Genomic DNA, 16,326 nt, shown 5'->3' on the forward strand with positions numbered 1-16,326 from the left:
CTTTTTCACTTTTCAGTCTTCCATTTCATTATTCAAAAATCTGCTGGATAACCTCCAGAGAGGCAGGCATTTTAAAGCCGGCTATATGATAATGATAATAGACGAGAAGGCTGTCCAGAAAATCTTTCCTTAGAGTGGAATGAATTTTTGCTGAGTATATATTTTCTGAAGTAAGCACTGCTTTCCACAGCGAAGAAATTTCCTGTCCAAATAACTGATGAGCTGAGGCCATAGAAAACGTTCCGGTTTCCGGATCTAAAAAAAGACCGTCATTAACAAGCGGGGCTACCCCCTGAATCTTTAAAATACTGATCATAAAAAGCAGGTGGCACTGGTAATTTTTATTCATCAGCTCATGAAGGAATTCATCAATAGTGAAAAATATATTCAGGTTCTTATTTTCATGTTTCAACACCTGGTTTAGAAAATCTGAAATGAAAAACAGAACCGTATTGGCTCTTATATCTGTAAAAGCATCGTTGGTTTTCAGCAATTCCATCCTTGAAACAGACGGGATTCCGGCTCCTCTGGCAGGATTAATGGAAAAACTGAGCTTATTCAAAGGCTGAAGCAGGGCTTTCTTTTTATTTCTTTTGGAATATACTCCTTTTAGAAAATAGGTCTGAAAGCCATCTTCTTCTGTGAAACAATGCAGAACCGCATCATTTTCGCCATATTTTATGAATGAAAGTAAAAATCCGTTTTGTGAATTCATTAATTAACTACGGCTATTTTGGCGGTAGCTTTATCTGAACCGTCTTCATTGGTCATCAATACAAAATAAATTCCTGAAGCAACACGGGTACCTTTGTTATTGTTAAGGTCCCATTCATAATATCCTCCTCTTGCTACTGCAGAATGTACTACGTTTCCTGCTGCATCGGCTATTCTGATATTGGTTTTTTCAGCAAGTCCTTTAATGGTTACTTTTCCTTTAAAGTTGGAATATACCACAGGATTTGGATATACTACCACATCTCCAAAATTAGAATTTACATCGGCTACATCGCCTTGATAAACCACAATTCCGTTATAAGTAGCGAAATATACTTTGCCTGTTTTTTTATCTACTTTGATATCAGTGACGGAGTTGGTAGGAAGGGGAGAGTTTTCTTTCGTAAAATGTTTAATTGTCTGCTGGCCGTCGGAAGAAAGGTAATATACCCCCCCTCCGTCTACGGAAATCCATTTATGATCTCCGGCATCTACTTCTATCTGAAGGATCTGGCTATCTCTGAAAAGTTCTTCTCCAAGTCCGTTCTGTTCAATAATAATAGGGGATACCTGTGGAGATGTTCCTTTTATTTCTGTAGCAGCGTTGGGTAATATTCTTAATCCACTGTCAGAACCGATCCATGCATCTCCGGATTTGTCAATGGCAACAGATATTGTTCCTTTTGCATTACCCGAAAATCCGTTGGTATCTTTTAGAATATATTCAGTATCATCAGACAGGTTGGCTGCATTTTTATAATCATAGACCATGAAAGTATTTGTTCTTGGAGTAGGAATCCATAGCATATTTTCATAAAAGAGAGGTTTTTGTAGGGCCTCACTTGATATATTAAACTTTTTAACAGTAAAATTATCAGCTGCTTTATCAAAAATACCTATAGAAGCAACCGCTTCGTAAAATGAAATTGAAACGAAAAGATTATTCTGATTGTCCGACGCGAAGCCTACAGGACGGCTGTAATATCCATTGGTGTTGCCCAGATCATAATATTTTACCATATCAAAATCTTTGTTGCCCGGGTTGTATTTCATTCTATAAACCCCTTGTGCGCCCAGAACGGTATAGTTGGCAAAAAATACTTCGCTACCGTCACCTGGATTTAAAACTGCATCCATAACATTAATAGGACCGGTATTTCCTACGAAAAAGGAAGGATAGATCCATTCAGCGCCGGTAAAATAATAAAAACCAGGTTTTTTAGGGTTCGTTACAGGTCCGTTATATCTGTCTATTCTTGCTCCGGAGGAGACTAGAATCTGATCGTTGTCGTATAAATTAATTTTGTAGGCAAAATTAGAGTATGGTCCCGACGGTTTATAGATGATGCTGTTTTCATCTTTTATTCCGGATAATATGGTTCCTCCAAATATTTTTCCGGCTGCTTTTATGGCTGTATTGCATTCTTCCCCTACACTTACTGTTCCCTGAGGCATTCCGTTGGTACTGAATGTATAGATTCTGGCAAGATCAGTCACCACAATATTGTCTGACGTTACCACTACATCATGAATGTCTCCAAAAGTTGATGGAAGCGCAGTGGGTATTCCATTATTGTACATGAAAGCAGAGGTTGCGGATGAAAATACAACAGAAGATTCAGCATCAATATGTTTAAATGAACCCGGTATTTCTGTTACCCAGGTAGAATATACAGGGAAGGTGGTATTCATTTCATGGGTTTTCAGCCCGTTATTGGTTACAGAATATACTTTATTCTGAAAAATAACAGCCTCGTTGCTGGCTTCATAGATGCCCGCTCCTGTCATAAAAAAGGTAGTGTCGTTGAACTCTTTCTTTTTCAGGTTAAATATGGAAAGCCCATAGCCTACAGAAATAACTGCCTGATCTCCTGTAATAGAGATATGATTGATCTTTTTGCTTCCATTGTACCCAGTTGCAATGGGGATATCAACAATATATTTGATTTCCTGCGGGGTGATAATATCTAAAGACCCATTACTATAACCTATAATTCCTGTTTTGGTTTGTGGATTATAGTCGAAAGCTGTAATCCCTGTATCATGAAGACCATTGGCTTTTGATAACTTTGTAATCTCTCCTGTTGAGATTGTATAATAGAATATCCCGTTTTCGGTAGCGGCAATTATTTTCCCGTTGTCTTCCTTCATGGCTAAGACATTGTTGTAGGAAAAAAGATCCGTCCATTTTTTTGAGGTAATGACCTGCGCTTTTGTCAGTTGCAGGGATGCTAAAATACCAAGAGAAATTATAGAAAGTTTTTTCATATTATGCTGTTATGCTGCTGTCAATAACCTGGTTATTCCAGGAAATATGCTGTATGTTTTTATTACTGTCAAAGTGGAAATCAATTCTGCCTAAAAGCAGGCCTGCCCATCCAACCTGGTTTACCAGAACATTTTTACCCTGTCTGTTGGTATACGTCTGAGGTTCCGGAAGGAAAGTATGGGTGTGCCCCCCAAGAATAATATCAATATTTTCCGTTTTAGCGGCCAGAATTTTATCACTTATCTTATTAGGTTCATCTTTATAATCATAGCCGATATGTGAAAGGCAGATCACCAGATCACATTTCTGCTCATTTTTTAGAAAATTTGAATAATGCTGAGCTACCTCTACAGGATCTGAATAGATGGTTTCTCCATATTGCTTTTTCCCGACGAGTCCGTCCAATTGGATTCCTACTCCGAAAATTCCGACTTTAATCCCGTTTTTATTAAAGATTTTGTACTGTGACGTCTTTCCGTCCAGAACTGTATTTTTGAAATCGTAGTTAGAACAGATGAAAGGGAATTGGGCATTCGGCAGCACTTTTAAAAATCCATCCAGACCGTTATCAAAATCATGATTTCCCATGGTAGAAGCATCATACTTCATCATGGACATCAGTTTGAACTCCAGTTCACCTCCAAAGAAATTAAAATAAGGAGTTCCCTGGAAAATATCCCCTGAATCCAGAAGAAGCACATTGTTTTCCTGACTTCTGATCTGCTGAATCAGGCTTGCTCTTCTTGCAAACCCTCCCTGATTGGGATTTTTTGTATAACTGGCATCAAAAGGTTCTATCCTGCTGTGCTGGTCGTTGGTATGAAGAATGGTAAGTTTATTCGCGGATTTAAAAGGGTTGAATTTTAATTCTTCCGCCATCATCATCTGGGGAGCTAAAGCCATTGCTAAAGATCCGCCGCCTATTGCTTTTAAAAATTTTTTTCTATCCATTATTTCTTACCGGTAAAATTTAAACGAACATCTGTATTAGGAACTATTTCAGGATTTTTTTTGAAATATTCAATAAACAGATCTCTTAGCTTGATTCCTGTAGGAATGGCTTCCCCCTTTGAGAAAAACTTCATATTGTCACCTCCCAGAGCCAGATAATCAGAAGTCGCTATATAATATTCCTCAGAAGGGTTTACAGGTTTTCCGTTGATTAAAGTTTTAGTAAGCTGTCCGTTATTGGTTTCAATGTATAAGTGGGAAACAGGATTGTTTACCTGCGTTTTTGCATAATAATCATAAAGCCCCTGAAGATCTGTTCCTTTTAGCTTTACAATAATGACTTCATTTTCGAAAGGCATTACTTCAAATATGCTTTTCAGAAGAATATCTCCTTTTCCGATGGTCGTTCTGATCCCTCCGATATTGATCAGTGCGGCATCTACATTTTTTTTCAGATGTGTTTTCGTCCATGCGTCGGCTCCATCAAATGTATAGTCTGCCAAAAGATTACCCAGATTGCTGTTATCACCTTGTTTGGTAAGGTCTACACTGGTGTGGGAGATCTTTTGGTTCATCTCTTTATCCAGTTTCTGCTTATAAGGTTCAATAACTTTTACAAATGCCTCATCATTCTTTAGCTCATTATTAATAGAAATGTTTTTCTGGGGCTGTACCTGAGCCAGCTGCAGCGTGGAAGCTGTTTTGCAGGCAGTCAGTGAGGCCAGAGCAATTCCTAGTAACAAGAATTTATTTTTCATAATATCTTTTAGTATATGCAAATATAATTATATGTATAATAAAACATTATTATTTATTATAAATTCTTACTGTAAATTATTAAATTTGACAAAAATAATTCGAACAGATGAGCATTTTAAAAGGAGTAGGTGTTGCGCTGGTAACACCCTTTAATGAAGATTTATCCGTTGACTTCGATAGTTTGACAAAACTTGTTGAATATAATATCGACAACGGTACCAATTATTTGGTAGTATTGGGAACGACAGCTGAGGCAGCAACGCTTTCTGATGAAGAAAAGAAACAGGTAATTGAACATATCATTAAGGTAAATAGTAAACGTCTTCCTTTAGTTTTAGGAATTGGCGGAAACAATACTCTGGAGGTCAAGAAGCAGATAGAAGAAACAGATCTTTCTGAATTTGATGCAGTGCTTTCAGTGTCTCCCTATTATAATAAGCCTAATCAGGAAGGGCTTTACCAGCATTATAAAGTGCTGGCATCTACAGGGAAGAAGATTATTATTTATAACGTTCCATCCAGAACAGGGCAGAATATTGAGGCGGATACTACAATCCGTCTTGCAAAAGAATTTCCGAACCTGTTAATGATTAAAGAAGCAGCACCGAATATTCTTCAGTATTTTGACATTCTGAGAAAGAAACCTGAAGGATTCTCTTTGGTTTCCGGAGATGATGAATATACACTTCCGGTAACATTGGCCGGAGGAAACGGGGTGATTTCTGTAATAGGGCAGGCCTATCCAAAAGAGTTTTCAACAATGGTTCAGTTGGCTTTTGACGGAAAAGTGAAAGAAGCCTATGAAATTCACAATAAATTGGTAGAAATTACCAGACTTATTTTTGCAGAAGGAAATCCTTGCGGAATTAAAGTGATTCTGGCAGAGAAAGGTATTGTGAAAAACTATTTGAGACTACCTTTGGTTCCTGCTTCTGAAGGACTTTATGCAAAGATCAAAGCAGAAATGGCTAATATCTAATAGGGTGAATTGTTAGTTTAATTAAACAATTGACCTGTAAGTAAAATTTACAATTGAAATAAATAACAAGGTGGAAAGTTCAGGCTTTTCACTTTTTTTAATCATAAAAAGTATGAAATTAATAGAAGCAACAGAAAAAGATATTCCGCTGATCCGGAATCTGGCAAGACGATCCTGGGAAAACGCTTATGCAGAGATTCTTTCCAATGAGCAAATGGATTATATGCTTTCAGAAATGTATTCGGAAGCTGAACTTACAAAACATTTTCAGGATACCAATTACTATTACTACCTGATTAAAGATGAAAATACGGATTCTTATGAAGGATTTATTGGATATGAGCATCATTATGATGAAAATACAACAAAGCTTCACCGTATTTATCTGGTGCCGGAAAGTAAAGGCAAAGGTTTTGGTAAAGAAGCACTCCTGTTCCTGAATCAGAAAGTTGCTGAAAACGGGGATCAAAGAATTATTCTGAATGTTAATAAACATAATGAAGCCAGACGTTTCTATGAATCTCAGGGGTATAGTGTTTATGGTGAAGGAGTATTTGATATTGGGAATGGTTTTGTAATGGATGATTATATGATGGAATTTTTAATTCACAAACAAATGACTTAAAATTCTGTAACAATATATGGTAATTCTATAACAAGTGAAATCAATTTTTAATTCATCTTTGCTCCAGAACCAAATCACTTATACAATACATTCATATGCTTGGTTTTGAGCTGTAGCAGCTTTTTATCAGTATATTTTTTTCATCCTTAGTGTTTAATTCCTGTATTCAACAATGCAGGAGTTTTTTGTTTTTATTAATATAAATAAAAATTTTTCTACTATTTCACTTTTACTTGAAATAAATTATTATATTTACTTCATAATTTAACACACTATAATAAGGATGAAAATGTATGTAAAATTTGATTTCAACGCACTCTGTAAGAAGGTGTTGGATGAGAAGCTTAAAGAACACGGACTAAAATACCGTCTGCTGAACTTTGGTGAAGTGGAGTTTTACGAACCCATCACACAGGAACAGCATAGTCTTTTTAAAAAAAATCTTGAAGACTATGGTATTGAAATTATCGAAAGCCAAAAAACGGCCTTGGTACAGAAAATAAAAGATGCTATTGTAGAGCTTGTCTTCTCTGAGGATCCAGTTTCTGTAAAAGCTTCAATTTATATTGCTGAAAAACTGAAGCACAGCTATGGATATCTTTCCAATCTGTTTTCGGAGCTGGCTTACACATCAATTGAAAACTTCATTATTCTTCAAAAGATAGAATATGCCAAAGAGCTTATCATCAGTAATAAACAAAGTCTGACGGAAATTGCCCATAAATTGAATTATTCCAGTGTGGCACATCTTAGTACCCAATTCAAAAATACAACAGGAATAACTCCTTCTCAGTTTCAAAAGTTCATCTCAAAGAGGAGAAAAGCACAAAGTATGATTGTTCATTCCAAAATGCAATATGAATAAAGAATTTTTGAATGTGATTGTCACAGATCAGGATGAAGGAAACCTGATTTTCTTTAAAAGTATATTTAAAGATCTTAAAATTGAAGTTAAGGTTCAGTGTTTCTATCATAAGTACGATCTGATGGATTATTTGAATAGCGATGATGCTATAATTCCTGAAATTTTGTTCATGAATTATGATATGGCGGATAAAACCTGTTTAAGTTGTATCAAAGAAATAAAAGAAGATTTCAGATTTAGCAATATGGTGAATGCTGTATATTCCGACACCATTTCAGAAATTGAAATTGAAGAACTGTTGGTGAACGGGGCTAATATTTTTATCAGAAAACCTGATACCTATGAAAATCTTAAAAAGGTTCTTACAGAAGTTATTGTAATCAATTGGCAATACCATACATCAGGATTGAATAAAGATAACTTTATTATGAAAATAGGATGAACAGTAGGTTTTCTTGATTGTTTTTTGTTAAAATTAAATGTATTTACTGCATACTATTCACAGAAAAGTGAAAATTTTATAACTAATAATTAAAATAATATAAGAGTAAATTCAGTCAATATCAGCAATTTTGTAAATGTAAATAAGCCAACACAAATTAGCTATATAAAAAGCAGAGAATGACAGAAGATTGATTATTTCGATCAGATGTACAGAATATAAATAACGATGTTAGTTAACAAAATGGATTATATCAATTTCCAGCTATAAAGCATAGAAGATCTTTAAACAAAACGGTACAATCATGAAAACTTGACCAGGTTGAAGGGTATTAATATTCGTTTCATTCCCACACCTTCAACTTAGACACAGTTAGTTTTTATAATAAGCAAGTTGGAAAAATAATTCATTTTGTTTTTTTATAATTTATTTTAATAGTTAGGGCAATAAGCATTCAAATAATATATAAATATTTTCACACCACATCACAAAATATTAAAGTCCGGCTATTAAAATAAATTTTTTAAAATAACCAAAAGTAATTTCTTCTAAATAACAGTTTTATAAGGGGGCCGCGGAAAGATTCTTTCCGCGGTTTTTTTATGATATCTTACTCCACTTATTCTTTCCTTTATAGTATTTCAGATAGTAGTTTTTGATGATCATATTTTCCGGCCGATTCAGGTGAGGGTCGGCTTCCAGTATTTTATCAACCACATTTTTGGTGGTCTTAATAATGGCAGAATCATTAACAAGGTCCAGTTTTTTGAAATCTACAACACCGCTTTGCTGTGTACCCAGAATATCTCCGGGACCTCTGAGCTGCATATCTACCTCCGAAATTTTAAATCCATCGTTTGTCTCCGTCATGGTTTTAATGCGGGTTCTGCTTTCCTTAGACATTTTATCAGAGGTCATCAGAATACAGTAACTCTGCTCAGCACCTCTTCCTACACGCCCTCGAAGCTGGTGAAGCTGGGAGAGCCCGAATCTTTCAGAGCTTTCTATGACCATTACCGATGCGTTGGGTACATTTACTCCAACCTCAATAACAGTAGTTGCCACCATAATCTCTGCTTTTCCGGAAGCAAAATAATTCATGGCAGCATCTTTCTCATCAGATTTCATTTTACCGTGAAGCATGGTGACATTATAATCTGAAAATGCATCCATCACATGCTCAAGTCCTTCCATTAGATTTTTATAATCTAAAGTTTCAGATTCTTCAATCAGAGGATACACAAAATAAATCTGTCTTCCTTTTCTAATTTCGTCTCTGCAGAAGTTATACACATAAGTTCTGTCTTTTTCGCGCCTGTGAGCTGTAATGATGGGTTTTCTGCCGACAGGCATTTCGTCAATAACAGACACATCCAGATCAGAATAAAAGCTCATCGCCAGCGTTCTCGGAATTGGGGTAGCGGTCATTACCAGAATGTGTGGAGGAATTCTGTTTTTTGCCCATAATTTAGCGCGCTGTGCAACCCCAAATCTGTGCTGTTCATCAATAATGGCAAGCCCGAGGTTTCTAAATTTTACTTTATCTTCCAGCACCGCATGAGTTCCTACTAAAATAGAAAGTGAGCCGTCTTCGAGTTCCTGATGAATGATTTTACGTTCTGATGTTTTGGTAGAGCCCGTCAGAAGGCGGACATTAATGCCGGTTTCCTGTAAAAGATCTTTGATTCCGTTGTAATGCTGCTGGGCCAGAATTTCAGTGGGAGCCATCAGACAGCTTTGGAAACTGTTGTCCATTGCAATCAGCATGGTTAATAGAGCTACCATTGTTTTTCCGGAACCTACATCGCCTTGCAGAAGCCTGTTCATCTGAATAGGTCTCTTCATGTCCATACGTATCTCTTTCAAAACCCTTTTTTGAGCATTGGTGAGATCAAAAGGAATATGATGATTGTAGAAAGTATTAAAATGGTCTCCTATGATAGGGAAGGGATTACCAACAGCCTGGGTTTTATGATGAAGTTTTTTCAGGCCGTATCCCAACTGAAAAAAGAAGGATTCTTCAAACTTCAGCCTGTGGTCTGCTTTTTCAAAATGCTCCATATCTTTCGGGAAATGGATGTTTAAAAAAGTATGTTGTCTGGATAAAAATTTAAAAGCTTTTATCAGGTATTCGGGGAAATTTTCCTCAATCAGATTAGGGATTTCTCTGCAGATATTTCTTAGTACAAACTGAAAAAATCTTTGATTCAGCCCTCTTTTGGTTAATTTTTCTGAACTTGGATAAATGGGTTTCAATCGGCTGTCCCCTTCTTTCTTCTCTTCTGCATCAATTTCCGGGTGCGGCATAGAAAACTGCCGGTTGAATACATTGATCTTTCCGAAAATATAAACTTCCCTGTTGATTGGAATCTGCTCTTTGAGCCATTTTGAATATTGAAACCATACCAGATCCATGGTTCCGGTATCATCATTGAATTTCGCAGAAAGTCTTTTTGTTTTCCCCGTCTGAATCTCCTGAACCTGAGTAATTTTTCCTTTAAGCTGGATTTCCTGACTAGTTTCCTCGAGCTGGGAAATTTTGTGAACTTTACTCTTGTCAAGATAGCGGATAGGATAGAAGTTCAGAAGATCGTCCACCGTAGAAATACCCAACACATTTTTGATGAGTTTGGCTCTTTCAGGACCTATCCCTTTTACGTATTCTATGGAAGTATCTAAAGTCATCAATTAGGTTCGAATGGAAAAACAAAGGTTCGAATTTCGGGAAAATAAAAAAGACTTCCAAAAAAAATTGGAAGTCTGAATTTAGTATAAGAAAATCCGAAGCCAGATTACTGTTTAATCTTTGATCTTAGATTTGAATTTTTTCTGGTAATCTTCCCATTGCTCTCTGGTACGGATCTTTTTAAAAAGATCTTTGGAGATCAGCTCCAGATAAGGTTCCAGTTCTTTAGCAGACAATTCGCCCTGAAGTATGGTAATAGGGCCGCCGTTTTCATCCAGAAAAACCGTGCTTGGAACAGCGCCTACATTCATATACTGGGTAAACTCATGCAGAGAATTCCGTCCTTTTTTATGTTCTGTATTTTCATTGGCAAATGTTCTGCCGAAAATTTCAAATGTCTTTTTCTCTTCAGCATTGAATTTTACAGGATAAAAATTATCATTCAGGATCTGAGCGATTATTGCATGACCATAGGTTTTTTTATCCATAATCTTACACGGTCCGCACCAGTCTGCATAAAAGTCAATAAGAATTTTTTTTGGACTTTCTTTTTGAGCCTTTATTGCTTCTTCAATAGTCATCCATTTTACCTGAGCAAAGCTGAAACTCAATAAAAATAATAGGGTTATGCTTAAAAATTTCTTCATATTTTGATATTTACGTAAAAATAAGCATAAAGTGCCTACTTTTTATTTAACATCTTGCATTAATTTCTTCACAAGCGAAGATAACAAAATTAATACCACACCGGCAGATAACGCATAGATTCCTAAAGTTTTATATCCGTCTGTGTAAGCTAACAGCTTACTCATATTAGTATTTCCTGTATTTGCTTCAGATAAGCTGGCTCCGATCTTTCCTGCTGCAAACTGCCCGAATGCACTGGCCAGGAACCATAATCCCATCATCATTCCGAACATTTTTTTGGGAGATAATTTGGTAATAATCGACATTCCGATCGGTCCAAGGCACAATTCTCCGAAAGTAATGACCAGCCATGTGAAAGTGAACAGGTTCAGTGAAGATTTACCATCTGGTCCGGCAAAGAATCGTAAACTGTAAAATAAAAAGAATCCTGCCGCTAAGAATAAAAATCCGATTCCAAATTTATTAATGGTATTAGGTTCCAGTTTTTTCTTATTCAGGCCTACCCATGCCAGACCGATTAACGGGCTGAAAATAATAATAAAAAATGAGTTGGCACTGTTATTAATAACATTAGGATCCATCCCAAATCCAAGTAAGTTGTGAACCAGGTTATCTTTTGCAAACAGAGATAAAGATCCTCCGCTCTGCTCATAGATGGAATTAAATAAGAAATACATGAAAATGAAAACAAATGCAGCGATCAGCTTTTTTTGGTAAGTTGAAGTCTGCTTCAGGGTTTCCATAATGAAATAGCCCACTGCGACAATCCCTATCAGATACATGAAGTAATCGGTGTAATCTGTATTTTTTACCATGATGAAGATCAAAGGCATGCTTAATAAAGCGCCTATATATACCAATACTTCACGCAACGATCTTTTAGACTGAGGCAGCATCTGTATCGGTGAGTCTCCGATGGGACCTAAAGATTTTTTAGTAATAAAAAAAGTAATCAGCCCTAAAAGCATTACTACAGCAGCGGCAAGAAAACACCATGACCATGAATGGTATTTACCTAAATACACACACAGAGCTCCCCCTAAAAGTCCTCCGATATTAATACCTGCGTAAAAAAGACCATATCCTGCATCTCTTCTCGGATCATCTTCTTTATAAAGTTCTCCTACCATTGATGAAATATTAGGCTTAAAAAATCCCGTGCCTATGATAGAACATGTAATCCCAAAATAGAAAAAATCATGAGGGGATAAAGCAATAATCAAATTACCGATCATCATAATAAGTCCGCCAAATATCAGTGATTTTTTGAATCCCAGAATTTTATCAGCAAAAATACCGCCTATGAAAGTAAAGGCATAAATGAAAGCCTGTATTGCACCGTATTGAAGGTTAGCTTTGTCTTCCAACAGCCCAAGCTGGTCTACCATAAAAATAGTAAGGACTCCCCGCATTCCGTAAAAACAGAAACGTTCCCACATTTCCACAGTAAAAAGTGTCCAAAGCTGTTTAGGATACTTTCCTTTAAAATTCTGTATTTCTTCTAGAGTTAAGCTCATAATTGTATATGATTAAGTTTTTAATTAGGGTTTCTATTGTTATTCTGATCCAGTTCAAAACGAATTCTGTCCTGATCAATAATTTGTTTTAATTCTTCTTCTTTAGGGAGATAGAGTAAATATTTGCTGGCGAAAAGATTTGATATAATAATTTATTTTATCAGAATCGTTAAGTCTTATTAACAGTCTATAATGAGTCCAGCTCAATTCATGACGCAATGCGTCACAAATTGGAAATGTCTGATAAAAGGAACGCATATTCCTTAGGTTGCTCTCATCAAACCCTTTTCCAAATTCCAGGGTAAGTTTTTGGGAAAGATTCTTCAGGATGTATTTTCCATATTCTGCACGCTCTTTTCCTTGTTGTTCATCTTCTACAATCAGTTTTCCGATTTGCCAGTAAGTAAGAAGCAGGGTAGAATTCGCTATTCGAAAAACTTTTTCGTGCGACTGTCTGATGAGTTCCTTTACGGACAGAAATAAAGAATCTTCGGAAATTTCCATCATACGAAAATAAAAAAAACCTCTGACTTAACAGAGGTTTTTATATAATTGATTGAATTTATTATTTGATACCGTGCATTTTCTTTTCAAGCCATCTGCTGATCACGAAAAGAATGAGTGCAGCTATACCACACATGATCACAAACACGATGAAGAAATCGAATAGGTTGGCAATTTCAAATCCTAAGAAAGAAGTTGTTTTTGCAGGGCCTCCGTTTTCTCCGCCGCCAGGAATTAATGCAGATAATGTTCCTGCAAACTTATTGGCTGCAGCATTCGCAAGAAACCATGTTCCCATAAGCAAAGAAGAGAAACGTACAGGAGATAATTTAGATACCATAGAAAGTCCGATAGGTGAAAGACAAAGTTCTCCCATAGTGTGGATCACATACAGACCAATAAGCCAGAACATGGAAACTTTATCCATCATTCCCAAACCATAAACGGCAAAAGCGATTACAGCATAACCCACCGAAATAAGGGCTAAACCATAGGCCATCTTTTTAGGAGAAGACGGTTCTTTACCACGATTTCCCAATCTTAGCCAGAATGAAGAGAAAAGTGGGGCTAAAAGTAAAATAGCCAAAGCATTTACAGACTGGAAGTAACTTGCAGGCATTTCCCATCCGAAAAGATTACGGTCCGTCTGTCTGTCTGCAAATATTGTTAATGAAGCACCTGCCTGTTCGAAAGCACCCCAGAAGAAAATTACAAAGAATGCCAAAATAAAAATGACTACAATACGGTCTCTTTCATCTTTGGTAAGACTTTTATCTGTAAGAACGATTAGTGGCATAAGGATCATAGCTCCATAAATAAGATATCCGATAACATCCAGATCACTGTTGAACATTGTTTTGAAATTCATCAGGAAGAAAATCAAACCAATAGAACCTAAAACGATAAGCAACTGAACAAATCCGAATTTATCTCTTGGCATTCCGATAGGTTTATTGTTAGCATCTACCAGTACCTTGTTCTTTTGAGTGATGAAGGTAACCAAACCTATAAGCATTCCGATACCGGCTGCTAAGAATCCCCACTTAAAATCTACTTTTTCTGCTAAAGTACCACACACAAGAGGTGACATAAATGCACCCAGGTTAATACCCATATAAAAAATGGTAAATGCTGAATCTACTCTACGGTCTCCCTGAGGATAAAGTTGCCCAACCATAGTGGAAATATTCGGTTTGAAGAATCCATTTCCGATGATCAGCATTGTAAGACCCAGCCACATCAGGGTAAGAGCGCTGCCTCCTGTTGTGGAAGCACTGAAGAATAAGATGAATTGTCCAATAGCCATCAGTAATCCTCCAATTTCAATACTTCTTCTGTTACCTAAAAACCGGTCAGCCAAATATCCACCCAAAAGTGGCGTAAGATAGACCAATCCTGTATAACTTCCATAAATTTCTGATGCATTGGCATCATCCATAAGGAGTATTTTTGTCATGTAAAGTACAAAAATAGCACGCATTCCATAGTAAGAAAAACGTTCCCACATTTCTGTTAAAAACAGAAGATAGAGACCTTTAGGATGTCCTTTCTGCTGAGCTGTATCCATATTTCTTGTTAAATTTTTGTTAAGACTGACAAATATAGTTTATTTTGAGTTTTTGGCAAGGTTTTAATTTTATATTTAAATAAAAAAGCTGCGGAATAGTCCCGCAGCTTTATATTCTTTATTCAAATTAAGGTTTAATGTCCTTTTTCTTTCATGATCTTGTTTAGTCTTTTTAACATAGAGAGTCCTAAAAGAGTCGCAAATATTAACAAAGCAAAGTTCACAAGGAAATAATTCATTTTGTTGTCATAATTGTACCAGGTACTGGCCAGGATTCCTGAAAGCTTGTTTCCTACCGAGTTGGCAAGGAAGAAACCTCCCATCATCAAAGCGGTGATTCTGGCAGGCGAAAGTTTGGAAACAAAGGAAAGCCCCATTGGGGAAAGGCATAACTCCCCGATGGTTATGACTCCATATCCGGCTACCAGCCATAATGGAGAAACCTTCACAGCTCCGTTGTCTCCGGCCATTACTGCAAGAACCATCACCAGACATGATAAAGCGGAAATAAATAACCCCAATACAATCTTAGTAGGTGTTAAAGGCTCTTTTCCTTTTCTTCTCAATAACGCCCAGAATCCTACCACAACAGGAGTCAGTGCAATTACCCAAAACGGATTGATCGACTGGAATAATTCTGTATTATAAAGGTATACTTTACTTTCTGGATTTTTTTCCAAAGCGGCACGCTGCTCAGCAGAAATATTTCTAAAATAAATATCTTTTCCGGTTTCTTTGATGCTGTTGCCATCTTTATCTTTCTGAGACTGAAACTGGTTGTCATACACAGGTACTTCTTTATCAGCATAGCTCTTTCCGTCTACCATATAAATTCCTTCAAGAGGTTTTTCCAGAGAAGCCGGAACACTTCTGTCTGTATAATAATTGGCCCATCTTGTAAGAGCGGTTCCGTTCTGTTTGAAAACGGCCCAGAAGAACATACTGATCAGGAATACCGAAAGCAGTGCTCCAATGGAAGGCTTTTCTTCAGGTTTAGCTTTAAAGTAAAGGGATGCATAAAAATAAATAACAGGGATACATGCGAAAATAAATGCATCTGTACTGTCGCTTCCGAAAATATTACCGGGAATAAACCATCCTATAACTCCGGCAGCTATAGCAGGTACAAAAACCTTGATCATAATTTCAGAAAGCTTGGTATCGCCTTCCTGTACAGGTTTCATTTGTGCTGCGTGGATGTAATGCTTTCTTCCGATACTGAAGATCACAAGACCTATAAGCATCCCAACTCCTGCTGTGATGAAGGCTTCACCCCAACCGAACTTATTACGCATAAATGCCGCAATAATATTACAGATAAATGCCCCGATATTGATTCCCATATAGAAAATATTATATCCGGAATCTTTATTCGCTTTATAAGGTTCTTCAGAATACAGATTTCCTAAAAGGGTAGAAATAGTAGGTTTAAAAAAACCATTTCCAATGATGATCAGTGCTAAAGAGCCATAGAACAGAGGAAGTTCTTTGAAAACTCCCATTCCGATATATCCTGCGGCCATCAGAATTCCGCCCAGGTAAATAGATTTGATGTAGCCTAAAACCCTGTCAGCCAGAAAACCTCCAAGAAAAGGAGTCAGGTAGGTCAATGCGATATAGGTTCCGAAAATGTCATCAGCTGTTTTGTCCGGCAGTCCAAGTCCGCCTTTCATACCGGCAGGCTCAATCACATAAAGAACAAAGATTCCGAGAATCAGATAGTACCCGAAACGCTCCCACATTTCTGTGAAAAAGAGGTAAGGCAGGCCTTTAGGATGTTTAGTCTTCATATATTCAAAT

At 36.7% G+C, this 16,326-nt stretch carries 14 protein-coding genes; 4 read left to right on the forward strand and 10 right to left on the reverse strand.

All coding sequences use genetic code 11. The features are described 5' to 3' along the window. Positions 1 to 28: 28 nt before the first annotated feature. The 4 genes from recO to FW768_RS19670 are packed head-to-tail and all read right to left on the reverse strand — an operon-like array spanning position 29 to position 4,692. Positions 29 to 715, reverse strand: coding sequence for a DNA repair protein RecO (gene recO / locus FW768_RS19655; protein WP_153398300.1), 687 nt, complete (start codon positions 713 to 715; stop codon positions 29 to 31). Next, a complete protein-coding gene (gene porZ, locus FW768_RS19660) occupies positions 715 to 2,982 on the reverse strand; it encodes a type IX secretion system anionic LPS delivery protein PorZ (protein ID WP_185152012.1) in 2,268 nt (755 codons plus the stop codon). Before porZ ends, recO begins: the two co-directional genes overlap by 1 nt. 1 nt (position 2,983) lies before the next feature. Next, the gene (locus tag FW768_RS19665; RefSeq protein WP_153398302.1) at positions 2,984 to 3,934 is read right to left on the reverse strand and encodes a bifunctional metallophosphatase/5'-nucleotidase; all 951 of its coding nucleotides are present in this window, start codon (positions 3,932 to 3,934) and stop codon (positions 2,984 to 2,986) included. After that, positions 3,934 to 4,692 (reverse strand): 5'-nucleotidase C-terminal domain-containing protein, encoded by a 759-nt coding sequence (locus FW768_RS19670; protein ID WP_153398304.1) that lies wholly within the window; start codon positions 4,690 to 4,692, stop codon positions 3,934 to 3,936. Before FW768_RS19670 ends, FW768_RS19665 begins: the two co-directional genes overlap by 1 nt. A gap of 107 nt (positions 4,693 to 4,799) precedes the next feature. Between FW768_RS19670 and dapA the strand changes: the two genes are divergently transcribed. The 4 genes from dapA to FW768_RS19690 all read left to right on the forward strand — a co-directional run bounded on the left by dapA (position 4,800) and on the right by FW768_RS19690 (position 7,604). Then, positions 4,800 to 5,672: a 4-hydroxy-tetrahydrodipicolinate synthase gene (dapA, locus tag FW768_RS19675; protein ID WP_153398306.1), complete on the forward strand. Its 873-nt coding sequence runs from the start codon at positions 4,800 to 4,802 to the stop codon at positions 5,670 to 5,672. A gap of 112 nt (positions 5,673 to 5,784) precedes the next feature. Continuing rightward, positions 5,785 to 6,297 (forward strand): GNAT family N-acetyltransferase, encoded by a 513-nt coding sequence (locus FW768_RS19680; protein WP_153398308.1) that lies wholly within the window; start codon positions 5,785 to 5,787, stop codon positions 6,295 to 6,297. A gap of 283 nt (positions 6,298 to 6,580) precedes the next feature. Continuing rightward, the gene (locus FW768_RS19685; protein ID WP_153398310.1) at positions 6,581 to 7,162 is read left to right on the forward strand and encodes a helix-turn-helix domain-containing protein; all 582 of its coding nucleotides are present in this window, start codon (positions 6,581 to 6,583) and stop codon (positions 7,160 to 7,162) included. Continuing rightward, positions 7,155 to 7,604, forward strand: a complete 450-nt coding sequence (locus FW768_RS19690; RefSeq protein ID WP_153398312.1) for a response regulator — start codon at positions 7,155 to 7,157, stop codon at positions 7,602 to 7,604. The genes FW768_RS19685 and FW768_RS19690 overlap by 8 nt, the downstream gene beginning before the upstream one ends. 600 nt (positions 7,605 to 8,204) lie before the next feature. Here FW768_RS19690 and recG read toward each other — a convergent pair. The 6 genes from recG to FW768_RS19720 all read right to left on the reverse strand — a co-directional run bounded on the left by recG (position 8,205) and on the right by FW768_RS19720 (position 16,316). Next, the gene (recG, locus tag FW768_RS19695; protein ID WP_153398314.1) at positions 8,205 to 10,289 is read right to left on the reverse strand and encodes an ATP-dependent DNA helicase RecG; all 2,085 of its coding nucleotides are present in this window, start codon (positions 10,287 to 10,289) and stop codon (positions 8,205 to 8,207) included. 114 nt (positions 10,290 to 10,403) lie between these two features. Continuing rightward, entirely contained in the window at positions 10,404 to 10,937 is a 534-nt protein-coding gene (locus tag FW768_RS19700; RefSeq protein ID WP_153398316.1) for a thioredoxin family protein, read from the reverse strand. A gap of 42 nt (positions 10,938 to 10,979) precedes the next feature. Next, positions 10,980 to 12,455 (reverse strand): peptide MFS transporter, encoded by a 1,476-nt coding sequence (locus FW768_RS19705; RefSeq protein WP_153398318.1) that lies wholly within the window; start codon positions 12,453 to 12,455, stop codon positions 10,980 to 10,982. Positions 12,456 to 12,557: 102 nt separating this feature from the next. After that, positions 12,558 to 12,962 (reverse strand): DUF1016 N-terminal domain-containing protein, encoded by a 405-nt coding sequence (locus tag FW768_RS19710; RefSeq protein WP_231128735.1) that lies wholly within the window; start codon positions 12,960 to 12,962, stop codon positions 12,558 to 12,560. 58 nt (positions 12,963 to 13,020) lie between these two features. Then, a complete protein-coding gene (locus FW768_RS19715; protein WP_153398321.1) occupies positions 13,021 to 14,526 on the reverse strand; it encodes a peptide MFS transporter in 1,506 nt (501 codons plus the stop codon). 134 nt (positions 14,527 to 14,660) lie between these two features. Then, on the reverse strand, positions 14,661 to 16,316 hold the full coding sequence (locus FW768_RS19720; RefSeq protein ID WP_153398323.1) for a peptide MFS transporter: 1,656 nt from the start codon (positions 16,314 to 16,316) through the stop codon (positions 14,661 to 14,663). Positions 16,317 to 16,326 lie beyond the last annotated feature (10 nt).

It is taken from the genome of Chryseobacterium vaccae, assembly GCF_009602705.1.
Lineage (GTDB): Bacteria > Bacteroidota > Bacteroidia > Flavobacteriales > Weeksellaceae > Chryseobacterium > Chryseobacterium vaccae.